Source organism: Streptomyces sp. NPDC006193, assembly GCF_040613915.1.
Taxonomy (GTDB): domain Bacteria; phylum Actinomycetota; class Actinomycetes; order Streptomycetales; family Streptomycetaceae; genus Streptomyces.
The window spans coordinates 14,502-40,898 of the sequence record NZ_JBEXTB010000030.1 but is presented as its reverse complement, the minus strand read 5'-3'; the positions used below and the strand labels follow the sequence as shown (position 1 = coordinate 40,898).

Here is a 26,397-nt window from a genome sequence, read left to right as displayed (position 1 = left end):
CCCGATCCCTCTGCTTCCGCTACATTCCGGCGATCAGCTTCTCCACCCGGTCGTCGACCGAACGGAACGGGTCCTTGCACAAGACGGTGCGCTGCGCCTGGTCGTTGAGCTTCAGGTGCACCCAGTCGACCGTGAAGTCCCTGCGCTGTTCCTGCGCCCGCCGGATGAAGTCGCCGCGCAGCCGCGCCCGAGTGGTCTGCGGAGGGACCGACTTGCCCTCGAAGATCTTCAAGTCGTTGCAGATCCGAGCGGCTTGGCCCTTCTTCTCCAGCAGGTAGTACAGGCCGCGGCGGCGGTGGATGTCGTGGTAGGCGAGGTCTATCTGGGCCACCCGCGGATGCGACATGGTCATGTTGTGCTTGGCCCGGTACCGCTCGATGAGCTTGTACTTCATGACCCAGTCGATCTCGGTGGCGATCCGGTCCAGTTCCTCGGTCTCGATCGCGTCGAGGGTGCGGCCCCACAGCTCCAGGACCTGCGCGACGGTGCCGGTGCGGATGCCGCGGCGCTCGCAGAAGTCCACGGCCTTGTCGAAGTACTCCCGCTGCACCTCCAGCGCGGAGGCCTCCCTGCCGCTGGCCAGGCGCACCTTGCGCCGGCCGGTGATGTCGTGGCTGACCTCCCGGATCGCCCGGATGGGGTTCTCCAGGGTGAGGTCGCGCATCACGGTGCCCGCCTCGATCATGCGCAGCACGAGGTCGGTGGCGCCCACCTTGAGCAGCATGGTCGTCTCGGACATGTTCGAGTCGCCGACGATGACGTGCAGCCTGCGGTAGCGCTCGGCGTCCGCGTGCGGCTCGTCGCGGGTGTTGATGATCGGCCGGGAGCGGGTCGTCGCCGAGGAGACGCCCTCCCAGATGTGCTCCGCGCGCTGGCTGACGCAGTAGACGGCGCCGCGGGGCGTCTGCAGCACCTTGCCCGCGCCGCACAGCAGCTGGCGCGTGACCAGGAAGGGGATGAGGATGTCCGCGAGCCGGGAGAACTCCCCGTGCCGGGCCACCAGGTAGTTCTCGTGGCAGCCGTAGGAGTTGCCCGCCGAGTCGGTGTTGTTCTTGAAGAGGTAGACGTCGCCCGCGATTCCCTCCTCGTGCAGGCGTCGTTCCGCGTCCACCAGGAGTCCTTCGAGAATGCGCTCGCCGGCTTTGTCGTGGGTGACCAGTTCGGTCACGTTGTCACATTCGGGGGTCGCGTATTCCGGATGTGAGCCCACGTCGAGATAGAGCCGGGCGCCGTTTCGCAGAAAGACGTTGCTGCTGCGGCCCCATGACACGACACGGCGGAAGAGGTACCGCGCCACCTCGTCAGGAGACAGGCGCCGCTGTCCCCTGAACGTGCACGTGACGCCGTACTCGTTCTCCAGCCCGAAAATGCGGCGGTCCATGAGTGAACATTACGCCCGATCCCCCGAGCTGAAACGAGGTTCGCCGGCACGATTCGGATCATTTTCCGGTGAAGCCGCAACGACCCCGCCCCCCGCGGGAGCTGCGAGGACCCGTCCGCAGGCGAGCAGGACCAGCAGGGACACCGCCCCGGCGGCGCCCGGCAGGGCGAATCCCCACACGGTGCCGCCGGCCTGGACCACCGGCCCCGCCAGGCCCGTTCCCACCGAGGCGCCCACGGTGAACGTGGTCACCAGCCAGGAGAACGCCTCGGTGACGGTACCGGCCGGGGCGTGCCGGTCGACGATGAGGAAGGCGCAGGCGATGCAGGGCGCCAGGAAGATTCCGGAGACCACGCTGAGCAGCACCATGGCGGCCGTGCCCGGCGTCAGCGTGAGCGGCAGGTAACACACCGCCAGAAGGGCCACCAGCAGTCTCAGTCGCCGTTCGGGGGCGCCCGGCCACCGGCGGGCGCCGTAGACGGTGCCCCCGCACAGCGCTCCGAGGCCGAGCCCGGCCATCAGCCAGCCGTAGACCGCGTCGCCGCCGTGACCGTCGGCGTACGACACCGACGCGACGGTGATGGAGCCCAGCGCGATGCCGACGAACAGGAAGGCGGCGAGCAGCGCGAGCAGTCCCGGCGCGCGCAGGGCGCCCAGCCAGTGGGCCTCGCGCGGCTGGGAGCGCCAGGCGCGCGAGGGCGGCGAGACGACCACCGAGAGCGCTCCCAGCACGCCCAGGACGTTCAGCGCCAGCAGGGCCGCGCGCTCGTCCCACAGGGACACGCACAGCGTCACCAGCAGCGGGCCGACGGTGAACATGATCTCCTGGGCGACCGCGTCCATCGCGTACGCGGTGTGCACCTGCTCCTCGCGGCGCAGCACGGACGGCCACAGGGCGCGCAGTCCGCCCTCCAGGGGCGGCGTGAACAGCCCGGCCGCCGCGACGGCCGTGTGGGCGAGCCAGAGCGGTTCGGTGCCGCAGCAGGCGAAGACGGTCATCGACAGGGCCGCGAGGACCGCGGCGGGCAGCTGGATCCGCGGCTGGCCGTACAGGTCCACGAGGCGGCCCAGCACCGGCTGGCCGACGGCGTTGGCGACGCCGTAGACGGCCGCGAGGGCGCCGGCGAGGCTGTAGCTGCCGCCCTCGCCGCGGACGAAGAGCACCAGGGCGACGGCGGCGGTGGCGTTCGGCAGCCGTCCCACCAGGGTGCCGGTGAGCAGCCGGAAGGCGTGCCTCGTCTTCAGGATCTCAAGGTATCCCGTGGCCATGTCCTGCCCTCCGGTGGCTCGCCCGGGACGCCGCGACGACCCCAAGTGTTACGTATAACGTGTCCGTCCATACGTACCATGTGCCCTGTTCACACGTCCAGGCGAACGGCCGGGCGGACGACGGACCCCGAAGGAGCACGCCCACGGTGGCACGCAGCAGCACGCGCCCGACCAGCCGTGACGTCGCCCACGCGGCGGGGGTCTCCCAGGCGGCCGTCTCCCTGGTGCTGGGCGACAAGTGGCGCGGCCGGGTGTCCGAGGCCACCGCCGAACGGGTCCGCCGGGCCGCGCGCGAGCTGGGGTACCGGCCCAACCTCGCCGCCCGCAACCTGCGGCTGGGCCGCACCCGCACCGTCCTGCTGGTGGTGCCCGCCCTGACCACCGAGTTCTTCGCCGGGGTCTACACGGGCGCCGCGCGCGTGGCCGCCGAGCACGGCTTCGGCGTCGTGCTCTACCCCTCCCCCGAGGGCGTCGGCCCGGCCCGCGACCCCTTCGCCTCCGCGCAGGCCGCCCTGGACGGCGTCCTCGCCTCCTCGATGGCCGCCGACGCCCTCACCGCGATCCGCGGCGACCAGCTGCCCCTCGTGATGCTGGACAGCGATCCCGCGGGCAGCCTCGGCGCCGCGACCGTGAACCTGGACATCGCCGACGGCGTCCGCCAGGTCGCCGAGCACCTGCTGGGCCTCGGCCACCGCCGCGTGCTGCACCTCGCCGCCGACGTGCCGTCCTGGACCTTCGAGGTGCGGGCGCGGGAACTGGCGGCGCGCCTGGCCGCCGTGCCCGGCACGGAGATCCGCACGGCCCGGGCCCCGATCTCCATCGAGGGCGCGCTGGCCGCCGCCGAGGCCGCGCTCACCGCGCCGGGCCCCCGCCCCACGGCGGTGGTCTGCGACGACGACAAGCTGGCCGCCGGCGTCTACAAGGCGCTGCGCCGCCTCGGCCTGCGCGTCCCGGACGACGTCTCGGTCACCGGCCTCGACGACCTGGCCCTGGCCACCGCGCTCGACCCCGAGCTGACGACCGTGCGCCTGGACGCGGAGCTGTTCGGCGAGCGGGGCATGCGGGCCCTGCTGGCCGTTCTGGAGGGCCGTGAGCCCGAGGGCGGGGACATCCCGGTCCACCTGGTCGTCCGGGGCTCCACGGCCCCGCCGGGCGCGCCCTGACACGCGGCGGGCCCCGGCCGCGGCCGGGGCCCGTCAGGGTGCGGGGGCGGTCACTCCTCCTCGGAGCTCTCCGCTTCCGTGCTCGCGCCGTCCGCCTCCAGCAGGCGGTCGAGCTGACGGCCGACGATGCGCTTGAACTTGCGCTTCTGCGGGCGCGTGCGGTCCAGGACGGCCACCTCCAGGCGCTCGGCGGGGATCTCCCGCTCGGTGCCGTTGGTGTCCCGGGACAGGGCCTGCACGGCCAGCTTCAGGGCCTCCGCGAGGCTCATGCCGTCACGGTGACGCTGGTCCAGGAAAGAGCTGATCTGCTCGGCGTTGCCGCCCACCGCGACCGAGCCGTGCTCGTCCACGATGGAGCCGTCGTGCGGCAGCCGGTAGATCTGGTCCCCCTCGGGCGTCTCCCCGACCTCGGCCACGACCAGTTCCACCTCGTACGGCTTCTCGGCCGCGGAGGAGAAGATCGTGCCCAGCGTCTGGGCGTAGACGTTGGCCAGGCCGCGGGCGGTCACGTCGCCGCGGTCGTAGGTGTAGCCGCGCAGGTCGGCGTAGCGGACGCCGCCGATGCGCAGGTTCTCGTACTCGTTGTACTTGCCGGCGGCGGCGAAGCCGATCCGGTCGTAGATCTCGCTGAACTTGTGCAGCGCGCGGGACGGGTTCTCGCCGACGAACACGATGCCGTCGGCGTACTGCAGCACGACCAGGCTGCGGCCGCGGGCGATGCCCTTGCGGGCGTACTCCGCCCGGTCGGCCATGGCCTGCTGGGGGGAGACATAGAACGGCGTCGACACCGGTTATCCGTCCCTTTCTGTCATGGTCACTGGATCACCTCGATAAGAACCGGGCCCGCGCTCAGAGCAGGGCGGCCCGGGGGCCGTCGGGCTCCTCCAGGCGCCGCTGGAGCACCGCGCGGGCGAGCTCGGACGACTCCTCCTCGGTGAGCCGGCGGTAGCCGTCCTCGGTGATCACGGTGATGATCGGATAGATCCGGCGGGCGACATCGGGACCGCCGGTCGCCGAGTCGTCGTCAGCCGCGTCGTAGAGGGCCTGGACCACGAGGGTGGTGGCCTGCTCCTCGGTGAGGTCCTCGCGGAACAGCTTCTTCATCGCGCCGCGCGCGAAGATCGAGCCGGAGCCCGTCGCGGCGAAGTTCTGCTCCTCGGAACGGCCGCCCGTGACGTCGTAGGAGAAGATGCGGCCCTTCTCGCGGTCCAGGTCGTACCCCGCGAAGAGGGGCACCACGGCCAGGCCCTGCATAGCCATGCCGAGGTTGGAACGGATCATGGTCGACAGCCGGTTCGCCTTGCCCTCCAGGGACAGCTGGGCGCCCTCGACCTTCTCGAAGTGCTCCAGCTCCAGCTGGAAGAGCTTGACCATCTCGACGGCCAGGCCGGCGGTGCCGGCGATCCCCACGGCCGAGTACTCGTCCGCCGGGAACACCTTCTCGATGTCCCGCTGGGCGATGATGTTGCCCATCGTGGCCCGGCGGTCACCGGCGAGCACGACCCCGCCGGGGAACGTCACGGCCACGATGGTCGTGCCGTGCGGTGCCTCGATCACGCCCTGCGTGGGCGGCAGCTGCCGGTTGCCGGGCAGCAGCTCGGGCTGGTGCTCGGCGAGGAAGTCCATGAAGGAGGAGGATCCTGGCGTCAGGAAGGCAGCTGGTAGACGCCCGGTGCCACGGGTATTGGCTTCCACGGGTTTCCTTCCACATAGCGGCAGTCCGGCGGGCAGGTGCGGGACGGCCGTCCCCCACGTGCCGGTGGCCGAATTGCGGTTGAAGCACGGTATGCCACGGACCTTACCCGGCTGGTGGCGGTGATCCACATGCCCGGCGGGAGCCGCTCGCGGCGGCAAGGACCGCCCGCGGCCCGGACTGCCCCGGCCGCGAGCGGCGCTTCGCCGTCCGCTCATCGGCCACTCACGTCCCCCGCCCCTTCGGACCTGTGATCCGAAGGCGGAACGGCCTACTGCCCGCCCTTCTGCACGAAGGAACGCACGAAGTCTTCGGCGTTCTCCTCGAGGACGTCGTCGATCTCGTCCAGGACGGAGTCGACGTCGTCGGAGAGCTTCTCCTGCCGCTCCTTGAGGTCCTCGGAGGCCTGCGCGTCCTGCGCCTGCTCCTCGACCTCCTCGGTGGAGCGCGTCGCCTTCTGCTGGCCGCCGCCCGTGTCCTTGGTTGCCATAACCCTCACCCCGCTCAGTTCGCCTGCCGATCGGTGATGATCAGACCCTACAAGCCGGGTCCGACATCGGCCCCGCCGTTTCCGCAACGTACGGGGGCCACCTCGATGATTCCCGGGCGGTGGGGCTTCCACCCCGGCCGCCCGGGACGGGGCCGAGTACCCCCCCTGGGCCGCTCAGCCGCCGGACAGCACCCTGACCAGGTCTTCCGCCGTGCGGCAGCGGTCCAGCAGCTCCTTGACGTGATTTCGCGTTCCGCGTAGCGGTTCCAGGGTTGGAACACGCTGGAGGGAGTCGCGGCCGGGGAGGTCGAAGATGACCGAGTCCCAGCTCGCGGCGGCGACGTCGTCCGCGTACTGCTCCAGGCAGCGCCCGCGGAAGTACGCACGGGTGTCCTCCGGCGGCTTCGTACGGGCCCGCTCGACCTCGGACTCGTCCAGCAGGCGCTTCATCCGGCCACGGGCCACCAGGCGGTTGTAGAGGCCCTTCTCGGGGCGGACGTCGGCGTACTGGAGGTCGACCAGGTGCAGCCGGGCGGCGTCCCAGTCGAGGCCGTCGCGCCGGCGGTAGCCCTCCATCAGCTCCCGCTTGGCCACCCAGTCCAGTTCCCCGGCCAGGCTCATCGGGTCGTTCTCCAGCCGGGTGAGGGTGTCCTCCCAGCGGCTGAGGACGTCCTTGGTCTGGTCGTCGGCGTCGGCGCCGAAGCGCTCCTCGACGTACTTGCGGGCCAGCTCGAAGTACTCCATCTGCAGTTGCACGGCGGTCAGCGTGCGGCCGCTGCGCAGGGTGACCAGGCGCTTGAGCGACGGGTCGTGCGAGACCTGGTGCAGGGTGCGGACGGGCTGGTCCACGGCGAGGTCCACGGCGATGAAGCCGTCCTCGATCATGGACAGGACCAGGGCGGTCGTGCCCAGCTTGAGATAGGTCGAGATCTCCGACAGGTTCGCGTCGCCGATGATCACATGCAGCCGGCGGTACTTCTCCGCGTCCGCGTGCGGCTCGTCCCGCGTGTTGATGATCGGCCGCTTGAGCGTGGTCTCCAGGCCGACCTCGACCTCGAAGTAGTCCGCGCGCTGGCTGATCTGGAAGCCGTGTTCGTGCCCGTCCTGGCCGATGCCGACGCGGCCGGCGCCGGCGAAGACCTGGCGGGAGACGAAGAAGGGCGTCAGGTGGCGCACGATGTCCGAGAAGGGGGTCTCCCGCTTCATCAGGTAGTTCTCGTGCGTGCCGTAGGAGGCGCCCTTGTTGTCGGTGTTGTTCTTGTACAGGTGGATGGGCTGGGCTCCGGGCAGCTGCGCGGCCCGCTCCGCGGCCTCGGCCATGATCCGCTCGCCGGCCTTGTCCCACAGCACCGCGTCGCGGGGGTTGGTGACCTCGGGGGCGCTGTACTCCGGGTGGGCGTGGTCGACGTAGAGCCGCGCGCCGTTGGTGAGGATCACGTTGGCCAGGCCGATGTCCTCGTCCGTGAGCTGGCTGGCGTCGGCGGCCTCGCGGGCGAGGTCGAAGCCCCGCGCGTCCCGCAGCGGATTCTCCTCCTCGAAGTCCCAGCGGGCCCGGCGGGCCCGGTGCATCGCCGCCGCGTAGGCGTTGACGATCTGGGACGAGGTGAGCATGGCATTGGCGTTGGGGTGGCCGGGGACGGAGATCCCGTATTCCGTCTCGATGCCCATTACTCGCCGTACGGTCATGCGGCCCTCCTTGCCCGGCGGCACCCTCGGTCGTGGGCGCCGCTCAGATACCGCTGGCGCTCCGGTGCGTGTGCGGTGCCCGTCCCCGCACTGCGCGACTCGGCGGTAGGAAAGAGCCTAGAACGCCTTTGCGCTGGTGGGGAGATCATTTGCGTCATTGCCTGCTCCGGGTCGTGCCCGGGAAAACAGAGGGCTGCGGGTACCCGGTGAGGGCACCCGCAGCCGCCCCGCCGTTACAGGTACTGACCGGTGTTCGCCACCGTGTCGATGGAGCGCCCGGTGTCCGCGCCCTGCTTCCCGGTGATGAGGGTGCGGATGTAGACGATCCGCTCGCCCTTCTTTCCGGAGATGCGGGCCCAGTCGTCGGGGTTGGTGGTGTTGGGCAGGTCCTCGTTCTCCTTGAACTCGTCCACGCAGGCCTGGAGGAGGTGGGAGACGCGCAGGCCCTTCTGGCTCTTCTCGAGGAAGTCCTTGATCGCCATCTTCTTGGCGCGGCCCACGATGTTCTCGATCATGGCGCCGGAGTTGAAGTCCTTGAAGTAGAGGACTTCCTTGTCGCCGTTGGCGTAGGTGACCTCCAGGAAGCGGTTCTCCTCGGATTCGGCGTACATGTGCTCGACCGCCGTCTGGATCATGCTCTGGACGGTGGTGGCCTTGTCCCCGCCGTGCTCCGCGAGGTCGTCCGCGTGCAGCGGCAGACGCTCGGTGAGGTACTTGCCGAAGATGTCCTTCGCGGCCTCCGCGTCCGGACGCTCGATCTTGATCTTCACGTCGAGGCGGCCGGGGCGCAGGATGGCCGGGTCGATCATGTCCTCGCGGTTGGAGGCGCCGATCACGACCACGTTCTGCAGGCCCTCCACACCGTCGATCTCGGCGAGCAGCTGCGGGACGATGGTGTTCTCCACGTCCGAGCTGACACCGGAGCCGCGGGTGCGGAACAGGGACTCCATCTCGTCGAAGAAGACGATCACGGGGGTGCCCTCGCTGGCCTTCTCACGCGCACGCTGGAAGACCAGGCGGATCTGCCGCTCGGTCTCACCGACGTACTTGTTGAGCAGCTCGGGACCCTTGATGTTCAGGAAGAAGCTCTTGCCGGCGGCCTGACCGGTGACCTCGGCGACCTTCTTGGCCAGCGAGTTCGCGACGGCCTTGGCGATGAGCGTCTTGCCGCAGCCGGGCGGGCCGTAGAGCAGGACGCCCTTGGGCGGGCGCAGCTCGTGCTCCTTGAACAGGTCCGGGTAGAGGTACGGCAGCTCGACGGCGTCGCGGATCGCCTCGATCTGGTTGCCGAGGCCACCGATCTGCTCGTAGCCGATGTCGGGGACCTCTTCGAGGACCAGCTCCTCGACCTCGCTCTTCGGCACGACCTCGTAGACGTAGCCGGAGCGGGGTTCGAGCAGGAGGGCGTCGCCGGGGCGGATGGTGACGTCCAGCAGCGGCTCGGCGAGCCGCACCACCCGCTCCTCGTCGGTGTGCCCCAGGACGAGGGCGCGCTCGCCGTCCTCCAGGATCTCCTTGAGGGTGACGATGTCGCCGACGCGCTCGAACTCCATGGCCTCGACCACGTTGAGCGCCTCGTTGAGCATGACTTCCTGGCCGCGCCGCAGCGCGTCGAGCTCGACGCTGGGGCTGACGTTCACCCGGAGCTTGCGGCCGCCGGTGAAGATGTCGGCGGTGCCGTCCTCGTTCGCCTGCAGGAAGACACCGAAACCGGCCGGCGGCTGGGCGAGCCGGTCGACCTCCTCCTTGAGGGCCACGATCTGGTCGCGGGCCTCGCGGAGGGTGTTGGCCAGTCGTTCGTTCTGGGCGGACACGCCGGCCAGGTTGGTCTGCAGCTCGACGATCCGCTCTTCGAGAATCCTCGTGTGTCGCGGAGAGTCGGCGAGCTTGCGGCGCAGGACGGCGATCTCCTGCTCAAGGTAGGCGATCTGCCCGGCCGGGTCGTCGGACCCGCGTCCCGGGCGGATGCCGCGGTTCATGTCGTCGTCGTGGGCTGCCACGGTCCTCACCTCCTCCAAGGGGAGCTGGACGCTTCCAGACCCTACCTGGGTGGGTGTCGATTGAAACCCCTAGATCACAAAGACTGTCAAGGTGTGTCGTCGGTCACCCGCTGCGCTCTCCCTCGCACGGAGGGGATACCCACTCAACGTGAGGGGGAAGCAGCTTGTTCCGCGCAGGGCGTGGTCGAAACCGTCCGGGGCGGGCCGGAGTTGTCCGCTGCGCGCCGATCGACCGGTATGCGGGCAGCACCTGGAGCGCTCGCACGGTCCTCACGCAGAGCGACGGCGCCGGTGGGCGGCGTCACCGTCCGGGCGGCCTGAACTGATCGGTCCGGCCGCCGGAAACCCCTCTCCCGGCCCGGCGCTGGTACCCGAGCGGGCGGGCCCGGAAACCCGTGCCGGCCGAACCGGGCCGCGATCCGGGCGGAGGTAGGGTCGGGGGTGTTCAACAGCCGCCGGAGCGGACCGGGCTGGCCGTCGCCGCGCCCGGGCCGCCCGGCGAACCGACGGCAGGAGAGATGACCGTGCAGCAGGAGGCCCCGGGCGGCGAGGCACTGGAGGTCTGGATCGACCAGGACCTGTGTACCGGCGACGGCATCTGCGCCCAGTACGCCCCGGAGGTGTTCGAGCTGGACATCGACGGGCTGGCCTATGTGAAGGGCGCGGACGACGAGCTGCTGCAGGCGCCCGGGGCGACCGCGCCCGTGCCGCTGCCGCTGCTGGCGGACGTGGCGGACTCGGCGAAGGAGTGCCCCGGCGCGTGCATCCACGTGCGCCGGGTTTCGGACAGGGTCGAGGTGTACGGGCCCGACGCGCAGTGAGCCCGGTTCAGACGCTGTGGGCCCCGGCCGGCGTGGAGCGGACGAAGGCACGGCCGTTCCACCGCCACCTGGCCGGGGTCTTCACGTCCGGGCAGCAACTGGGCACGTCGTCCGCGGAGTAGCCGAGCAGGGTGGCGGAGACGGCACGGGCGCGCACGGCGAAGTCCGTGACCGTGAACCGCTGCCCCGGCTCGACGAGGGTGGCGACCACGCGCGGCCGGCCGCCGTCGGCGGAGCGGGTGAGCACGTAGACCCCGTCGGGCGGGGTGCCCATGGGGGCGTCGCAGTGCACCACCGCGACGGTTTCCGGCCGGCCGTCGCCGTCCAGGTCCCCGGAGGCCTTCCTCGCGACCACCGGCTCGACCGGGCCGCACTCCAGCGGGAACGCCACACCGGCCGTGCCCGGCGGCGCGGCGGCCGCGGGCGCGGACCCGCCGTGCGTGCCGGCGGCCGCCTGGGCGGCCGTGGCCGGGCCGGGCTGTACGAGGGCGGAGAAGGCCACGACACCGGCGACGGCCGCGGCCGTGGCGACCCAGTGGACGGGCCGGGTCTGGGCGTGGGCGAGCTCCGGAACGGCGGATTGCAGCACGAGGAGTGTCTCCTGTGAGGGCTGTGCCGGTGGGATGGCCTGCATGGTGCCACACGTCACAGTTCCGGGGAACGGCGGGGCCGGGATCGCCGGCCGCACGTCCGCGCGGGCCGCGGCCGGCGCGCACGGAGCGGGCGGGCGGCGGCGCCGGTGCGGAGGCCGGTGCGGAGGCCGGTGCGGGTGCGAACGGACGGGCGCCGCGGCCGAGTTCCCCAGGAGGGCGGGAACTGCGCCGCGGCGCCCTTGCGTTGTACGGGTGCGGGGCCGGTCAGCGGCCGGCGCCGCCGTCGGCGTTGGGTCCGGCGTAGTCCTCGCCGTAGGCGCCCTTGGCGGGGCGGCGGCGGCGCATGGGCGGCTCGACGCCGTCCGCGAGGCGGCGGGCGGTGAGCAGGAAGCCGGTGTGGCCGATCATGCGGTGGTCGGGGCGGACGGCCAGGCCCTCGATGTGCCAGTTGCGGATCATGGTCTCCCAGGCGGTCGGCTCGTTGAAGCAGCCGATCTCCCGGATGGACTCCACGGTCCGGGCGAGCTGGGTGGTGGTGGCCACGTAGCAGCACAGGATGCCGCCGGGCACGAGCGCCTTGGAGACGGCCTCCAGGCACTCCCAGGGGGCGAGCATGTCGAGGATGACCCGGTCGACGTCGGTGTCGGACAGGTTGTCCTGCAGGTCGCCGACGGTGAGCTGCCAGGCGGGATGGGGGCCGCCGAAGTAGCGCTCCACGTTCTGCCGGGCGATCTCGGCGAAGTCCTCGCGGCGCTCGTAGGAGTGCAGCATGCCCTGGTCGCCGATGGCCCGCAGCAGGAAGCTGCTGAGCGAGCCGGAGCCGACGCCGGCCTCCACGACGCGCGCGCCGGGGAAGATGTCGGCGAAGGCCAGGATCTGCCCCGCGTCCTTGGGGTAGACGACGGCCGCCCCGCGGGGCATGGACAGGACGTAGTCGGGGAGCAGGGGGCGCAGCGCGAGGTAGGCGACGTTGCCGGTGGTCCGGACAACGCTCCCCTCGGGAGCGCCGATCAGTTCGTCGTGCGGGAAGGAGCCCTTGTGGGTGTGGAAGTTCTTCCCGGCTTCGAGCGTGAACGTGTAGTGGCGGCCCTTGGGGTCGGTCAGCTGAACCTGGTCCCCGACCTTGAAGGGCCCGCGCCTGCGGGCGGCACCGGTCGGTTCGGACATGTGACCAGCCTACCGGCGTTTCCGGGGCGCTCCGACCACGGCTAGGGGGCGGGCCGGGCCATGGCCTTCACGAAGGCGCGTTCGACGTCCGCGGTGGACAGGACGCCGTAGATCTCGCCGGTCTCCTCGACCACCAGGTACTCGGTGGCCGGGGTGGCGCGCAGGGCGTCCAGGAGGTCCTCGCCGGCCAGCTCCGCGGAGACGCGCATGCCCTCGGTCAGTTCCTGGGCGAGACCGCTGACGGCCACCCAGGGGCGGCGGTGCTCGGGCACGCCGACGATGGCGGCCTCGCGCACCAGGGCGAGCGGGTTGCCGTCGGCGTCGACGACGACCAGGGCGCGGGCGCCGGCGGCGTTGGCCCGGCGCAGCGCCTCGGAGAGCGGGGTGTCGTTCTCGACGGGCACGGCGCGCCGGGTGAGGGTGCGGGCGCGCAGCTCCGGGAGGTGTTCGCGCAGCCGCGCCATGCGCAGGCTGTTGCCGGCGCCGGTCCAGATGATCGCGGCGAGGATCGCGGCGAGCAGGGCGTCGGTGACGGTGTCCATGCCGCCCGCGTCCGCGTCGCCGCCGCCCAGGGCGCCGGAGTGGTTGAACAGCGGGAGGCCGACGAGGACGGCGACGGCGAGGGCGCGGCCGACCCAGGCGGCGGCCACCGTGCCGGTCATCGGCCTGCCGGTGATCTTCCAGACGACGGCGCGGAGCATCCGGCCGCCGTCGAGGGGCAGACCGGGCAGGAGGTTGAAGACCGCGACGATCAGGTTGGAGACCATGAGGCCCGCCAGGAGGACCCCCGGCACCGTGCCGGGCTCCACGGTCCTCATCGCGAGGTGGAACAGCCCCGCCAGCACGAGCGACAGCAGCGGGCCGACGAAGGCCAGCACGAACTCCCGGCCCGGGGTCTCGGCCTCCTTCTCGATCTCCGAGACACCGCCGAAGAACTGCAGCTGGATGCGGCGGACGGGGAGCTTGAAGCGGATGGCGGCGACCGTGTGGGCCAGCTCGTGGACGAGGACGGAGGCGTAGAAGGCGACGGCGAAGAAGAGGGAGACCAGATAGCGGGCGCCGCCCAGGTCGGGCAGCACACGGTCGAGCTGCCCGCCGAAGACCCAGGTGATCAGCGCGGCGACGAGGAACCAGCTCGGCGCCACGTAGACGGGCACGCCGAAGGGCCGCCCCATGAGGATGCCGCCGCCGGGCTCCTTGGGCCGCGGCCGGGGCGGCTCGCCCTTCGCGATGCCGGAGTGCGCGAGGGCGCGGTGCTCCTCGGCGGGGCCGGCGCCGGATCGGCCGGGGGCCGGGGTGCGGGCGCCGGAGGCCGGGCCGCCGGGGGTGTCCTCCCGGTCGTCCGGGTCCGCGGCGGCACGGGTGCGGGGCGCGTCGGCCGCGCCCTGCTCGTCGTCCCCGGCGGCCGGGCCGGCCGGGGTGGGCTCCCCGGGCTCGCCGCCCTGGCCGGCGGCGCGGGCGGCGCCGGCCGTGCCGGGCGCCCGCCGGGGGGCCGCCGGGCTGGGCCCGCCGCCGTCCGGGGTGCGGTCCGGGGCAGGGGCGGGCCGTCCGGCTGCGGGGTCCTCGGCGGGCCCGGTCGCCGGGGCCGTAGGATCCGCGGAGTGCTCGGCCGGCTCGTCGCTGCCGGACCGCGGCTGCCCGCTCCCGCCGCTCACGTCCACGGTGTCCCCTCGTTCGAAGCGTCTCCCGGGCCTGCCGGCCGGAAGGGTCTCTGCTCGATGGTATGCGGCCGTGGCGGCACGTTCCGCCCGGCACCCCTTGTGTGTGCCCCGTGGTGGCGCGGTCGACGCGGGCGGTGACGGGCTCGCTGTCGGTGGTGGGCCGTAAGGTCTGTCGGCATGGAGAACAGCATCGAGGAGGCGGCGGCCCCGCGGGACGGCGCAGGCGGGACGCCGCCGGCGGTCCCGCCGCAGCCGGCGCCCACGGCGGCTGCGCAGGCCGCCGCGGCGGTGACCGGCCCGTCGGCGTCCGCGGCCGCGGACGCCGCGCCGGAGCGGACGGCCCCGGCCCCGGCCCCGGCCCCGGCCCCGGCCTCGTTGTCTCCCTCGCGGGCCAGTGACTTCATGCAGTGTCCGCTGCTGTACCGGTTCCGGGTGATCGACCGGCTGCCGGAGAAGCCCAGCGAGGCGGCGACGCGGGGGACGCTGGTCCACGCCGTGCTGGAGCGGCTGTTCGACGCGCCCCCCGGGGAGCGGACCGCGCCGCGGGCCAAGGCGCTGATCCCGGCGCAGTGGGACCGGCTGCGGGAGAGCCGCCCCGAGGTGGCCGAACTCTTCGCCGACGACCCGGAGGGCGAGCGGCTCTCCCGCTGGCTCGCCGACGCGGAGCGGCTCGTGGAGCGCTGGTTCACGCTGGAGGACCCGACCCGGCTGGAGCCGGCCGAGCGGGAGCTGTTCGTGGAGACCGAGCTGGAGTCGGGGCTGCGGCTGCGCGGGATCATCGACCGGGTGGACGTGGCGCCGACCGGCGAGGTGCGGATCGTCGACTACAAGACGGGCAAGGCGCCGCGCCCCGAGTACGCGGAGGGCGCCCTGTTCCAGATGAAGTTCTACGCCTTGGTGGTGTGGCGGCTGAAGAACGTGATCCCGCGCCGGCTGCAGCTCGTCTACCTCGGCAGCGGTGACGTGCTGACGTACGACCCGGTCCGCGCCGATCTGGAGCGGGTGGAGCGCAGGCTGCACGCCCTGTGGGAGGCCATCAGGAGGGCCACGGAGACCGGTGACTGGCGGCCCCGGCCGACCAGGCTGTGCGGCTGGTGCGACCACCAGGCGCACTGCCCGGAGTTCGGCGGCACTCCCCCGCCCTATCCGCTGCCGGTGAGGGCGGCCGAGTCGGAGGCGGGGGCGCAGGGCAGAATGGGGCCGGACTAGCGAAGGAGTGTCACGTGGCCATCCGCGTCCTACTGGTCGACGACCAGCCCCTGCTGCGCACCGGTTTCCGGATGATCCTGGAGGCCGAGCAGGACATCGCGGTCGTCGGCGAGGCCGGTGACGGCCTGCAGGCCCTCGACCAGGTGCGCGCCCTGCAGCCGGACGTCGTGCTCATGGACATCCGGATGCCGCGGATGGACGGCGTGGAGGCCACCCGGCAGATCACCGGGCCGGGGCGGGACGGTCCGGCCAAGGTGCTGGTGCTGACCACGTTCGACCTGGACGAGTACGTGGTGGAGGCGCTGCGCGCGGGGGCGAGCGGCTTCCTGCTGAAGGACGCGCCCGCCGACGAGCTGGTGCAGGCGATCCGGGTGGTGGCGGCCGGCGAGGCCATGCTGGCGCCGAGCATCACCCGGCGGCTGCTGGACAAGTACGCCACGCACCTGCCCTCCGGCGAGGAGCCGGTGCCGGACACCCTGCACACCCTCACCGACCGCGAGGTGGAGGTGCTGAAGCTGGTGGCGCGCGGGCTGTCCAACGCGGAGATCGCGGCCGACCTGTTCGTCAGCGAGACGACCGTGAAGACCCATGTGGGGCACGTGCTGACCAAACTGGGCCTGCGGGACCGGGTGCAGGCCGCGGTGTACGCGTACGAGAGCGGCCTGGTGCGCCCCGGCACGCAGTAGAGCGTCCGGCGGGCGGTGCGGGGACGTACGGCACTGCGGGGCGCCCCTCCCGCGCGGAGCGGGGCGCCCTCGCCGTGACCGGACTCAGCTCTTGCTGAGCTCCCAGAACCGGAACACCGTCGAGGCGTCCAGGCAGTACTCCAGTCCGTAGACGCCGTCGCGGACGACCGCGTACTGCTTGGCCTGCCAGACCGGCAGGACGGGCAGTTCGGCGGCGACGATGTCCTGCAGCCGGCCGAAGTCGCCGCCGGTCGCGCCGCGGTCGCTCTGCGCGGCCGTGGCGGGGATGAGCGAACCGGTGATGGTGCGGTTGCTGTAGTTGTTGGCCAGCACGTTGCCCTTGCCGAAGAAGGGGGCCGTGAAGTTGTCGGCGTCCGGGTAGTCCGGCACCCAGCCCTTGACGTACACGCCGTACCTGCCTGCCGCGATGTCCTTCTCGTACCGGTCGAAGGGCACGGACTGCACATCGGCCTCGAACAGGCCGCTGGCGTTGAGCTGGCCGGCGATGGCCTTCAGCTCCTCGTCGGTGGCGGGGCCGTACCGGGACGGCGTGGACCACAGGGTGAGCTTCACCTTGCCGGTGATGCCGTCGGCGCGCAGCGCGGCGGCGGCCTTGGCACGGGAGGGCCGGGCGCCGTAGGTGTCGAAGAAGGCGGTGTTGTGGCCGGCGATGCCCGCCGGGACGATCGAGTACAGCGGGGTGGCCGTCCCCTCGTACACGTTCTTGATGAGGGCGTCGCGGTCGAGGAGGTAGGCCATCGCCTTGCGCACGCCCAGCTTGCCGGCCACCGGGTCCTTCATGTTGAAGACCAGGTGCTGGACTTCGGCGCTGGTGCCCTCGATGACGTCGACGCCGTCGCTGTCGTCCTGGTCGTCCAGGTCGGCGATGTCGGAGGCGGTCAGGCCGCGGTAGGCGATGTCGACGCCGCCGTCGAGGAGGGCCTGGCGCAGGGCGGTCCGGTCGCCGTGGAAGAACTTGAGGGTGACGCCGTGGTTCTTGACCTCGGCGGTCCCCTTGTAGTTGCCGTTGACCGAGAAGACCGCCTGGTCCTTGCCGAAGGAGTCCAGCTTGTAGGGGCCGGAGCCGACGGCCCGGTGGTCGGTGCGCAGGCCGTCCGCGTCGTACTGGCGGTGGTCCACGATGGAGCCGGCACCGGAGGCGATCTTGCTGGGGAAGGTGGCGTCGGGGACCTTCAGCCGGAAGACCACCGTCTTCGCGTCCGGTGTCTCGACCCTGTCGAGCATCGGGAATATGATCGCCGGGCCGGCGGGGTCGTTGATCCGCAGGATCCGGTCGAAGGAGAACTTCACGTCCTCGGAGGTGAGGGCGTCGCCGTTGCTGAACTTCAGGCCGTCCTTGAGCTCGCACTTGTAGACCATGGCCCGGGTGTCGGTGAAGCCGCACTGCTTCGCCAGGTCGGGCTCGGGTTCGGTGGCGCCCTTGGGGAAGCTCAGCAACGACTGGAAGACGTTGTTGAACAACAGCCAGGAGCCGGGGTCGTAGCCGGAGGCCGGGTCCGTGGCGAGGACGTCGTCGGACATCCCCATCACCACGGAGGAGCCGGTGCCCCCGGAATCACCGGTCTCCGAGCCGCAGCCGGTCAACAGGCCGGAGGCCAGCCCCGCCACGATGGGCAGGACTGGCCACTGGTTGCGCATGTTCACTTGAAATGTGCCTTGTCGTCGGTTCGTCACCCCGGGGCCTCCGTCCTGGCCCCCGGGCCCCGGGGCAGCCGTCCCTGGCTCCCCGGGGTGAAGAGAGCCGTCAGCCGCTCACACCGCGGCCGAGCTCCCACAGCTGGAGCGTCGAGGAGGAGTTCAGCGCGTAGGAGACACCCGTGATGTCGTCCCGCGCGGCGACGTACTGCTTGCCCTGCCACAGCGGGAGCACCGGGACGTCCTCGGCGACGATGTCCTGGATCTCGGTCAGGCTCTTGGCGGCGCCGAGCCGGTCGGCCTCGCGGCGCGACTGCGGGATCAGCGAGCGCTGGATGGTGTTGTTGTCGTACGGCGAGCCGAGGAAGTTGTCCTTGTCGAGGAACGGCGCGAGGAAGTTGTCGGCGTCCGGGAAGTCGGGGAACCAGCCCATGCCGTAGACGTCGTACTCGCCCTTCCGCTCGGCGGGACGGAAGGTGGCCCAGGGGTGGCCCTCGATGGAGGCGTCGAACAGACCGCTGTCGTTCAGCTGCTTCTGCAGGACCTGGAACTCCTGCTTGGTGGCCGAACCGTAGTGGTCGGTGGTGTAGTGCAGGGTCAGCTTCACCGGCGTGGTGATGCCGGCCTTGACGAGCAGGTCCTTGGCCTTGTCGACGCTGGGGTTGCCGTACTTGTTGAAGAACGAGTTGGAGTGGCCGGTGACGGTGGCCGGGACCATCGAGTACAGCGGCTCGGCCTGGGTGCCGTAGACCTTGGAGACCAGCTCACCGCGGTTGACGAGCTGGGCCATGGCCTGGCGTACGGCCTTGGACTTCACGCTGCCGGCGTCGGTGTTGAAGGCCAGGTAGCGGATCTCGAGGCCCGGCATGTCGACCAGGTCGGCGTGCTCGGCGCTGCCGGCGTCCAGCTTCTGGATCTGCGCGGGCGACATGGTGCGGCTCATGACGTCGATGTCGCCCTTGGCGATCGCGGCGCCCATGGCGTCGGCGTCGCCGTAGGAACGCAGGACCACCTTGTCGTTGTTCACCTTCACGCTGCCCTTGTAGGACGGGTTCTTGGTGAACGTGGCGCTGACGATCGCGTGGTTCTTGACCTCGGCCTTGAAGGTGTAGGGGCCGGAGCCGTCGACCTCGAAGCCGGCGCGCAGCCTGTCCTTGTCGTAGTCCTTCGGGTTGACGATGCCCGCGACCGGGGTGGACAGCTTGAACGGGAAGGTGGCGTCGGCCGTCTTCAGGTGGAAGATGACCTCGCGGTCGCCCTGCGTCTCGATGGTGTCGATGGTGTTCAGCAGGGCGGCGACGCCGCTGTCGGCCTTGATCCGCAGCGCCCGCTCGATGGAGTACTTGACGTCCTGGGCGGTCACCCGGTCGCCGTTGGCGAATTTCAGCCCCTGCCGCAGCTTGCAGGCGTAGCGCTCGCTGCCGCTGTCGGTGAAGGCGCAGCTCTCGGCGGCCTCCGGGGCGGGTTCGCCCTCGCCCTTGGGCTGCGCCATCAGGGTCTGCACGGTCTGGCGCAGGATGTTCCAGGTGCCGACGTCGTAGGCGTAGGCCGGGTCGAGCGGTGCCGGGGCCTCCTGGGTGGCCGTGAACTGGTCGGTGGTACCGACGACGATGGCGTCACCGCTCTTGCTCCCGCTGTCGGTTCCGCCGCACGCGGCGAGAACCGGGGTGAGCAGGCCGGCCAGCGCCGGCAGCACCAAAGTCTTGCGGTTCATGGCGGGAGTTTCTCCAGAGCTGTTCGGGTCCGTGTACCCGGCATGCAGGGGTGGTGCGGCGGATCACGGGGGTTCTCGGCGATGTTCTCGCCTTGAGATTAGTCCGCGCTCGCAGCCGGGTTCACGGCCGCGTGAGTTGACCGGCCATCACGCTGGGGAACCGGTCGAGGACGCACCGAAAACCCGACAGCGGCAGGATTAGTGCAGCATCTCACCAATCGGGACACAAGGACCCGCCGGATCACCCCGATCGGCGCCCGCAAGCACACGCGGCCACCGTTGTCGAGCGGCCCCGGCGTGGTGAACGTCACACGGTCAACTGTGTGGCCAGTCAGCGGAATTCAGCCGTACCGTCCGCCCGGAATTCCACTCGGGGTGTACTTCCCCGGGGAATATGTCCAGCCCCCCAATGGGCTTCGCACGCTGGGTGAACGCCTAGCGCATTTCCGTCATCAGAGCCTGCAGAAATGCCAGGTCGACCTCTTCCAGGGACGAGACGACGGTCCGTCCGGCGGCCGGCCCGATCGGCGCGACGGACGGTACGGCGACCACGCGGCAGCCCGCGGCCTCCGCGGCGGCGACCCCGGTCACGGTGTCCTCGATCACGGCGCACCGGGCGGGGTGCGCGCCGAGCCCCGCGGCGGCCAGCAGATACGGGTCCGGGAAGGGCTTGGTGCGGGAGACCTCGTCCCCGGCGATGGAGAGGTCGAAGTGGTGCGGGCCCAGCACGGACAGGACGCGGTCGATGATGCGCCGGTGCGAGGCGGAGACCAGAGCCGTGGGCAGGCCGTGCAGGCGCAGCTCCGCGAGCAGCCGGGCGGCGCCGGGCATCAGCGGCAGTCCGCCGTCGATCCGCTCCTCGAAGGCCTCGTTGAGCAGCACCGTGAGTTCGGCGAGGGTGATGTCGGCGCCGGTGGCCTCGATGAGGAAGCCGGCGCTGCGGGTCATGGGGCCGCCGACCACGACGTGCCGCCAGGAGTCGTCGAGGGTGTGGCCGAGGGAGGCGAAGACCTCCACCTCGACGTCCCACCAGAAGCCCTCGGTGTCCACCAGGGTGCCGTCCATGTCGAGGAGCACCGCCTGCAGGGCGGAGCCTTCGGCTGTTCGGGTTCCGAGCGCGGGGACCGTGCTGGTCATCCGGGCGCACCTCCTTGAGGGACGACCAGGCCGGTTCCCGGGCGGGGAACCGGCCTGCAGTGGACCGACCAGTGTACGACGCCGCCGGACGGAACGCCTCGTGCACCACTCGGCTCGGGCGGCGGACCCTCGGACACGCCCCGTCCCACCGGCCGGGTCCGCCGGCGCGCCCGGCCCGAGCGGGCGGGCGCCGGCACGGCAGGGGGCCGCCTGTCCTGGGGCCGCCTGTCCTGGGGCCGCCTGTCCTGGGGGCGCCCCGCTCCCCGCGCGACCGCAGGCGCCCGCGGCGGCAGGGACCGGCCGCCGGGCTCCCGCCGGGAGCCCGGCGGGGTCAGCGGGCGTTGAAGTACTTCGCCTCCGGGTGGTGGATCACGATCGCGTCGGTGGACTGCTCGGGGTGGAGCTGGAACTCCTCGGACAGGCGGACGCCGATCCGCTCCGGCTCCAGCAGCTCGGCGATCTTCGCGCGGTCCTCCAGGTCCGGGCAGGCGCCGTAGCCGAGGGAGAAGCGGGCGCCCCGGTACTTCAGGGCGAACATGTCCTCGATGTCGGCCGGGTCCTCGCCGCCGAAACCGAGTTCGGCGCGGACGCGGGCGTGCCAGTACTCCGCGAGGGCCTCCGCCAGCTGGACGGACAGGCCGTGCAGTTCCAGGTAGTCGCGGTAGGCGTCGGAGGCGAAGAGCCTGGCCGTCTCCTCGCCGATGCGCGAGCCGACGGTGACGACCTGGAAGCCGACGACGTCCGTCTCCCCCGACTCCTCCGGGCGGAAGAAGTCGGCCAGGCACAGGCGCCGGCCACGGCGCTGGCGCGGGAAGGTGAACCGGGTGCGCTCGTTGCCCGCCTCGTCCAGGACGATCAGGTCGTCGTCCTTGGACACACAGGGGAAGTAGCCGTAGACCACGGCCGCTTCCAGCAGGTTCTCCGTCTGGAGCCGGTCGAGCAGGCCGCGCAGCCGCGGACGGCCCTCGGTCTCGACCAGTTCCTCGTACGTCGGCCCCTCGCCGGTGCGGGCCTGCCTCAGCCCCCACTGGCCCTTGAACAGCGCGCCCTCGTCCAGCCAGCTGGCGTACTCCTTGAGCTGGATGCCCTTGACGACCCGGGTGCCCCAGAACGGCGGGGCGGGCACGGGGTTGTCGGTGGCGACGTCGGAGCGGACGTGCCCTTCCTCCGGGCGCTCCTCGACCTCCACGGCGGCGGCCGTGCGGACCCGGCGCTGCCGCAGCTCGGGCAGCTTCGCGCCGGGCACGCCCCGCTTCACGCCGATCAGCGCGTCCATCAGGCGCAGGCCCTCGAAGGCGTCGCGGGCGTAGCGGACCTCGCCCTCGTAGATCTCGTGCAGGTCCTGCTCGACGTAGGCGCGGGTCAGGGCGGCGCCGCCGAGGATGACCGGGAAGCGGGCCGCGAGGCCGCGCTGGTTGAGCTCCTCCAGGTTCTCCTTCATGATCACCGTGGACTTGACCAGGAGCCCGGACATGCCGATCACGTCGGCCCGGTGCTCCTCGGCCGCCTCCAGGATCGCGGAGACCGGCTGCTTGATGCCCAGGTTGACGACGTTGTAGCCGTTGTTGGACAGGATGATGTCGACCAGGTTCTTGCCGATGTCGTGCACGTCGCCGCGGACGGTGGCGAGCACGATGGTGCCCTTGCCCTCGGCGTCGGACTTCTCCATGTGCGGTTCGAGGTAGGCGACGGCGGCCTTCATGACCTCGGCGGACTGCAGCACGAACGGCAGCTGCATCTGGCCGGATCCGAACAGTTCGCCGACGACCTTCATGCCGTCCAGCAGGGTCTCGTTGACGATGTCCAGCGCCGGGCGGCTCTCCAGGGCCTCGTCCAGGTCCTGCTCCAGGCCGTTGCGCTCGCCGTCGATGATCCGGCGCTTGAGCCGCTCCTCCAGGGGCAGCGCGGCCAGTTCCTCGGCCTTGCCGGCCTTCAGGGACTTGGCGGTGGCGCCCTCGAACAGCTGCATGAGCTTCTGCAGGGGGTCGTAGCCCTCGGCGCGGCGGTCGTAGATGAGGTCGAGGGCCGTGCGGACCTCTTCCTCGCTGAAGCGGGCGATCGGCAGGATCTTGCTCGCGTGCACGATCGCCGAGTCCAGGCCCGCCTTGACGCACTCGTCCAGGAAGACGGAGTTCAGCAGGATGCGGGCGGCCGGGTTGAGGCCGAAGGAGATGTTCGACAGGCCCAGCGTGGTCTGCACGGCCGGGTGCCGCTTCTTCAGCTCCCGGATCGCCTCGATGGTGGCGACGCCGTCCTTGCGGGACTCCTCCTGACCGGTGCAGATGGTGAAGGTCAGGGTGTCGATGAGGATGTCCTCCTCGCGGATGCCCCAGTTCCCGGTCAGGTCGGCGATCAGCCGTTCGGCGATCTCGACCTTCTTCTCCGGGGTGCGGGCCTGGCCCTCCTCGTCGATGGTGAGCGCGATCAGGGCCGCGCCGTGTTCCCGCGCCAGCCGGGCGACCTTCGCGAACCGGGAGTCGGGGCCGTCGCCGTCCTCGTAGTTCACGGAGTTGATCACCGCGCGGCCGCCGAGCCGCTCCAGGCCCGCGCGGATGACGTCGACCTCGGTGGAGTCCAGGACGATCGGCAGGGTGGAGGCGGTGGCGAAGCGGCCGGCGAGTTCCTCCATGTCGGCGACGCCGTCCCGGCCGACGTAGTCCACGCACAGGTCGAGCATGTGCGCGCCCTCGCGGATCTGCTCGCGGGCCATCTCCACGCAGTCGTCCCAGCGGCCCTCCAGCATGGCCTCGCGGAACTTCTTGGAGCCGTTGGCGTTGGTGCGCTCGCCGATGGCCAGGTAGGAGGTGTCCTGGCGGAACGGCACCGACTGGTAGAGGGAGGCGGCGCCCGGCTCGGGGCGCGGGTCGCGGGCGGTCGGGGCGAGCCCCTGGACGCGCTCCACGACCTGGCGCAGGTGCTCGGGGGTGGTGCCGCAGCAGCCGCCGACGAGCGAGAGGCCGTACTCGCGGACGAAGGTCTCCTGGGCGTCGGCCAGTTCCGGCGCGCTCAGCGGGTAGTGGGCGCCGTCCTTGCCCAGGACGGGCAGGCCCGCGTTGGGCATGCAGGACAGCGGGACGCGCGCGTGGCGGGACAGGTAGCGCAGGTGCTCGCTCATCTCGGCCGGGCCGGTGGCGCAGTTCAGCCCGATCATGTCGATGCCGAGCGGTTCCAGCGCGGTCAGGGCCGCGCCGATCTCGGAGCCGAGGAGCATGGTGCCGGTGGTCTCCACGGTCACGGAGACGATCACCGGCAGGTCGAGGCCGAGCGCCTCCAGGGCGCGCCGGGCGCCGAGGACGGCGGCCTTGGTCTGCAGCAGGTCCTGGGTGGTCTCCACCAGCAGGGCGTCGGCGCCGCCGGTGACCAGGCCCTCGGCGTTGCGCTGGTAGGCGTCGCGCAGGGTGGTGTACGGGGCGTGGCCGAGGGTGGGCAGCTTGGTGCCGGGGCCCATGGAACCGAGCACCCAGCGCACGCGGCCGTCCCGCGCGGTGAAGTCGTCGGCGGCCTCGCGGGCCACGCGGGCGCCGGCCTCGGACAGCTCGTACACCCGGCCGGAGATGTCGTACTCGCCGAGGGCGGAGTGGTTGGCCCCGAAGGTGTTCGTCTCGACGCAGTCGACGCCCACGGAGAAGTACGCCTCGTGGACGGAGCGGACGATGTCGGGGCGGGTGATGTTGAGGATCTCGTTGCAGCCCTCGAGCTGCTGGAAGTCGTCGAGGGTCGGCTCCTGGGCCTGGAGCATGGTGCCCATGGCTCCGTCGGCGACCACGACGCGCGTGGCCAGTGCCTCTCGGAGCGCGGACGCACGGGCCCGGCTGTCGGCGGAAGGGGACGAGGGCAACGAGGCCATGAAGGGGCTCCCTGGGGTGCGACGGCTGTCGGCTATGCGGTTTCCCCGGCAGGCGGGATGCCGCACGGCGTCAGAGTAACCGGGAGTCGGCTTGGATGGGCAGCGGCGTCCACGAGACGGACGCGCACCCACCGGGGCGACGCCCCGGTGGCGTGAGATGTAACAGGTGTCGTCCGACCATTGGCGGGAGGCCGACAGGGACCGGTAGTGTTCGACATTGCCGAACGGCGGTTGTGACGCCCCGGCAGTCGAAGGGACGGAGGCAGGACGGCGATGGCACGGAACATCCAGTCGCTCGAACGGGCGGCCGCGATGCTGCGGCTGCTCGCGGGCGGCGAGCGGCGGCTCGGCCTGTCGGACATCGCCTCGTCGCTGGGCCTCGCCAAGGGCACCGCCCACGGCATCCTGCGCACCCTCCAGCAGGAGGGGTTCGTGGAGCAGGACGACGCCTCCGGGCGCTACCAGCTCGGCGCCGAGCTGCTGCGCCTGGGCACCACCTACCTCGACGTGCACGAGCTGCGGGCGCGGGCGCTGGTGTGGACGGACGACCTGGCCCGCTCCAGCGGGGAGAGCGTGTACCTGGGCGTCCTGCACCAGCAGGGCGTGCTGATCGTGCACCACGTCTTCCGGCCCGACGACAGCCGGCAGGTGCTGGAGATCGGGGCCATGCAGCCGCTGCACTCCACGGCACTGGGCAAGGTGCTGTCGGCGTACGACCCGGTGGCGCACAGCGAGGCGCTGGAGAGCGACCGCAAGCCCTTCACCGACCGCACGGTGTGCGACCCGGCCGACTTCGAGCACATCCTCGACCTCACGCGCGCGCGGGGGTACGCGGCCGACGTGGAGGAGACCTGGGAGGGCGTGGCGTCGATCGCCGCGCCCATCCACGACCGCCGCCGCATGCCCGTGGGCGCGGTCGGCATCACCGGGGCCGTGGAGCGGCTGCGGCGGGACGGCGAGCTGCGCCCGGAGCTGATCGCGGCGGTGCGGGACTGCGCCCGCGCGGTCTCCCGGGACCTCGGCGCCGGGCGGTTCTGAACGGCGGCGCCCGCCACGGCGGGTCGGACCGGGAAGGCCCGGGCGGACGCACCGGCGGCACGGGGAGCGGCCGGGACGCCAGGCGGCGTTCCGGCCGTCGGCCTACTCTGAAATGGACAAACAGGGGCAGATTTTACGTCCGCAGACGAAGGTCGCCAACCAGCGGCGATCAATAACGATCCCGCTTTCGACAACAGAACTCTTGACGCACGCGTAACGCCGAAGCAAGACTCCGTCCATCGGTCGGCATTGTCGAACACCTACCGGCAATACGCGCTAGAGTGTGACAACGCCAGGGCCGGCATCGCTCTCACCCCCCGAGGGCGCCAGCACCCCCGGCGGGAACCGGGGTCCGGCTGCCCCTGGACGAAGGACAAAGGAGTCGCGGGTGTCCAGCTCCGACATCTTCACCGGCGAGACCATCGGTACCGCCATACTCATCCTGCTCGGCGGAGGCGTCTGCGCAGCCGTCACGCTGAAGGCCTCCAAGGCCCGGAACGCCGGCTGGCTCGCCATCACCTTCGGGTGGGGCTTCGCCGTTCTGACGGCCGTCTACGTCTCCGGACCGCTGTCCGGCGCCCACCTCAACCCGGCCGTCACCGTCGCCCTGGCCGTCAAGGACGGCGACTGGACGAACGTGCCGGTCTACTTCGCCGGCCAGCTGCTCGGCGCGATGATCGGCGCGGCACTGGTGTGGGCCGCCTACTACGGCCAGTTCCACGCGCACCTGACCGACAAGGAGATCGTCGGCGGTCCGGGCGCGCAGGCCACCTCGGCCAAGGCCGTCGAGGCCCAGGAGAAGGGCGCCGGCCCGGTCCTCGGCGTCTTCTCCACCGGTCCGGAGATCCGGAACGTCGCGCAGAACCTCGCCACGGAGATCATCGGCACCGTCGTGCTGATCCTCGCGGTCCTCACCCAGGGCCTGAACGACAAGGGCAACGGCCTCGGCGTCCTCGGCGGGCTGGTCACCGCGCTCGTGGTGGTGTCGATCGGCCTGTCGCTCGGCGGTCCGACGGGCTACGCGATCAACCCCGCCCGCGACCTGGGCCCGCGCATCGTGCACGCGCTGCTGCCGCTGCCCAACAAGGGCGGTTCCGACTGGAGCTACGCCTGGATCCCGGTGGTCGGCCCGCTGCTCGGCGGCGTGATCGCCGCAGGCATCTACAACGTCGCCTTCGCCTGACGC

20 protein-coding genes are annotated in these 26,397 nt (G+C 71.5%); 6 read left to right on the top strand and 14 right to left on the bottom strand.

Going from position 1 to position 26,397, the window contains the following annotated elements:
* Nucleotides 1-19 precede the first annotated feature (19 nt).
* Both pafA and ABZ261_RS23865 read right to left on the bottom strand, forming a co-directional pair.
* Nucleotides 20-1,381 (bottom strand): Pup--protein ligase, encoded by a 1,362-nt coding sequence (pafA, locus tag ABZ261_RS23870; RefSeq protein ID WP_356862357.1) that lies wholly within the window; start codon nt 1,379-1,381, stop codon nt 20-22.
* Between the two features lie 9 nt (nt 1,382-1,390).
* Nucleotides 1,391-2,650, bottom strand: a complete 1,260-nt coding sequence (locus tag ABZ261_RS23865; protein WP_356862355.1) for an MFS transporter — start codon at nt 2,648-2,650, stop codon at nt 1,391-1,393.
* 146 nt (nt 2,651-2,796) lie between these two features.
* Here ABZ261_RS23865 and ABZ261_RS23860 point away from each other — a divergent pair, with 146 nt between their 5' ends.
* Nucleotides 2,797-3,813 carry a LacI family DNA-binding transcriptional regulator gene (locus ABZ261_RS23860; protein ID WP_356862353.1) on the top strand — a complete coding sequence of 339 codons (1,017 nt, stop codon included), beginning with the start codon at nt 2,797-2,799 and terminating at the stop codon, nt 3,811-3,813.
* 50 nt (nt 3,814-3,863) lie between these two features.
* Here ABZ261_RS23860 and prcA read toward each other — a convergent pair whose 3' ends face one another.
* The 5 genes from prcA to arc form a co-directional block, all read right to left on the bottom strand.
* Nucleotides 3,864-4,601: a proteasome subunit alpha gene (gene prcA, locus ABZ261_RS23855; RefSeq protein ID WP_356862351.1), complete on the bottom strand. Its 738-nt coding sequence runs from the start codon at nt 4,599-4,601 to the stop codon at nt 3,864-3,866.
* A 61-nt stretch (nt 4,602-4,662) separates the two neighbouring features.
* Complete coding sequence (gene prcB / locus ABZ261_RS23850; RefSeq protein WP_356862349.1) at nt 4,663-5,508, bottom strand: proteasome subunit beta; 846 nt, start codon at nt 5,506-5,508, stop codon at nt 4,663-4,665.
* A gap of 269 nt (nt 5,509-5,777) precedes the next feature.
* The gene (locus ABZ261_RS23845) at nt 5,778-5,996 is read right to left on the bottom strand and encodes a ubiquitin-like protein Pup (protein ID WP_016325855.1); all 219 of its coding nucleotides are present in this window, start codon (nt 5,994-5,996) and stop codon (nt 5,778-5,780) included.
* A gap of 174 nt (nt 5,997-6,170) precedes the next feature.
* On the bottom strand, nt 6,171-7,682 hold the full coding sequence (gene dop, locus ABZ261_RS23840) for a depupylase/deamidase Dop (protein WP_356862347.1): 1,512 nt from the start codon (nt 7,680-7,682) through the stop codon (nt 6,171-6,173).
* Nucleotides 7,683-7,915: 233 nt separating this feature from the next.
* Nucleotides 7,916-9,682, bottom strand: a complete 1,767-nt coding sequence (arc, locus tag ABZ261_RS23835; RefSeq protein ID WP_356862345.1) for a proteasome ATPase — start codon at nt 9,680-9,682, stop codon at nt 7,916-7,918.
* Nucleotides 9,683-10,200: 518 nt separating this feature from the next.
* Here arc and ABZ261_RS23830 point away from each other — a divergent pair.
* Nucleotides 10,201-10,503, top strand: a complete 303-nt coding sequence (locus tag ABZ261_RS23830; RefSeq protein ID WP_356862343.1) for a ferredoxin — start codon at nt 10,201-10,203, stop codon at nt 10,501-10,503.
* Between the two features lie 7 nt (nt 10,504-10,510).
* On the opposite strand, the gene ABZ261_RS23825 is transcribed toward ABZ261_RS23830, so the two are convergent.
* From ABZ261_RS23825 to ABZ261_RS23815, 3 genes are all read right to left on the bottom strand, one after another.
* Entirely contained in the window at nt 10,511-11,092 is a 582-nt protein-coding gene (locus tag ABZ261_RS23825; RefSeq protein ID WP_356862341.1) for a hypothetical protein, read from the bottom strand.
* A gap of 268 nt (nt 11,093-11,360) precedes the next feature.
* Nucleotides 11,361-12,263 (bottom strand): tRNA (adenine-N1)-methyltransferase, encoded by a 903-nt coding sequence (locus ABZ261_RS23820; RefSeq protein WP_043499232.1) that lies wholly within the window; start codon nt 12,261-12,263, stop codon nt 11,361-11,363.
* Between the two features lie 41 nt (nt 12,264-12,304).
* Entirely contained in the window at nt 12,305-13,924 is a 1,620-nt protein-coding gene (locus ABZ261_RS23815; RefSeq protein WP_356862339.1) for a site-2 protease family protein, read from the bottom strand.
* Between the two features lie 177 nt (nt 13,925-14,101).
* Between ABZ261_RS23815 and ABZ261_RS23810 the strand changes: the two genes are divergently transcribed.
* Nucleotides 14,102-15,133, top strand: coding sequence for a RecB family exonuclease (locus ABZ261_RS23810; RefSeq protein WP_356862337.1), 1,032 nt, complete (start codon nt 14,102-14,104; stop codon nt 15,131-15,133).
* 14 nt (nt 15,134-15,147) lie between these two features.
* A complete protein-coding gene (locus ABZ261_RS23805) occupies nt 15,148-15,819 on the top strand; it encodes a response regulator transcription factor (protein ID WP_356862335.1) in 672 nt (223 codons plus the stop codon).
* An 84-nt stretch (nt 15,820-15,903) separates the two neighbouring features.
* On the opposite strand, the gene ABZ261_RS23800 is transcribed toward ABZ261_RS23805, so the two are convergent.
* The 4 genes from ABZ261_RS23800 to metH all read right to left on the bottom strand — a co-directional run bounded on the left by ABZ261_RS23800 (nt 15,904) and on the right by metH (nt 24,173).
* Nucleotides 15,904-17,484, bottom strand: coding sequence for an ABC transporter substrate-binding protein (locus tag ABZ261_RS23800; protein ID WP_356862333.1), 1,581 nt, complete (start codon nt 17,482-17,484; stop codon nt 15,904-15,906).
* 100 nt (nt 17,485-17,584) lie between these two features.
* Entirely contained in the window at nt 17,585-19,189 is a 1,605-nt protein-coding gene (locus ABZ261_RS23795; RefSeq protein WP_356862331.1) for an ABC transporter substrate-binding protein, read from the bottom strand.
* A gap of 435 nt (nt 19,190-19,624) precedes the next feature.
* Nucleotides 19,625-20,326 (bottom strand): HAD family phosphatase, encoded by a 702-nt coding sequence (locus ABZ261_RS23790; RefSeq protein ID WP_356862329.1) that lies wholly within the window; start codon nt 20,324-20,326, stop codon nt 19,625-19,627.
* Between the two features lie 331 nt (nt 20,327-20,657).
* Nucleotides 20,658-24,173, bottom strand: a complete 3,516-nt coding sequence (gene metH / locus ABZ261_RS23785) for a methionine synthase (RefSeq protein ID WP_356862327.1) — start codon at nt 24,171-24,173, stop codon at nt 20,658-20,660.
* A gap of 273 nt (nt 24,174-24,446) precedes the next feature.
* Between metH and ABZ261_RS23780 the strand changes: the two genes are divergently transcribed.
* Both ABZ261_RS23780 and ABZ261_RS23775 read left to right on the top strand, forming a co-directional pair.
* Nucleotides 24,447-25,211: an IclR family transcriptional regulator gene (locus ABZ261_RS23780; RefSeq protein ID WP_356862325.1), complete on the top strand. Its 765-nt coding sequence runs from the start codon at nt 24,447-24,449 to the stop codon at nt 25,209-25,211.
* A 388-nt stretch (nt 25,212-25,599) separates the two neighbouring features.
* Nucleotides 25,600-26,394 (top strand): MIP/aquaporin family protein, encoded by a 795-nt coding sequence (locus tag ABZ261_RS23775; protein ID WP_356862323.1) that lies wholly within the window; start codon nt 25,600-25,602, stop codon nt 26,392-26,394.
* Nucleotides 26,395-26,397 lie beyond the last annotated feature (3 nt).

Coding starts and splice junctions, on each gene's coding strand:
- metH (WP_356862327.1), bottom strand. CDS start 24,173: ATGGCCTCGTTGCCCTCGTCCCCTTCCGCCGACAGCCGGGCCCGTGCG.
- ABZ261_RS23810 (WP_356862337.1), top strand. CDS start 14,102: ATGGAGAACAGCATCGAGGAGGCGGCGGCCCCGCGGGACGGCGCAGGC.
- ABZ261_RS23865 (WP_356862355.1), bottom strand. CDS start 2,650: ATGGCCACGGGATACCTTGAGATCCTGAAGACGAGGCACGCCTTCCGG.
- pafA (WP_356862357.1), bottom strand. CDS start 1,381: ATGGACCGCCGCATTTTCGGGCTGGAGAACGAGTACGGCGTCACGTGC.
- ABZ261_RS23790 (WP_356862329.1), bottom strand. CDS start 20,326: ATGACCAGCACGGTCCCCGCGCTCGGAACCCGAACAGCCGAAGGCTCC.
- ABZ261_RS23830 (WP_356862343.1), top strand. CDS start 10,201: ATGACCGTGCAGCAGGAGGCCCCGGGCGGCGAGGCACTGGAGGTCTGG.
- ABZ261_RS23780 (WP_356862325.1), top strand. CDS start 24,447: ATGGCACGGAACATCCAGTCGCTCGAACGGGCGGCCGCGATGCTGCGG.
- ABZ261_RS23845 (WP_016325855.1), bottom strand. CDS start 5,996: ATGGCAACCAAGGACACGGGCGGCGGCCAGCAGAAGGCGACGCGCTCC.
- ABZ261_RS23820 (WP_043499232.1), bottom strand. CDS start 12,263: ATGTCCGAACCGACCGGTGCCGCCCGCAGGCGCGGGCCCTTCAAGGTC.
- ABZ261_RS23795 (WP_356862331.1), bottom strand. CDS start 19,189: ATGAACCGCAAGACTTTGGTGCTGCCGGCGCTGGCCGGCCTGCTCACC.
- dop (WP_356862347.1), bottom strand. CDS start 7,682: ATGACCGTACGGCGAGTAATGGGCATCGAGACGGAATACGGGATCTCC.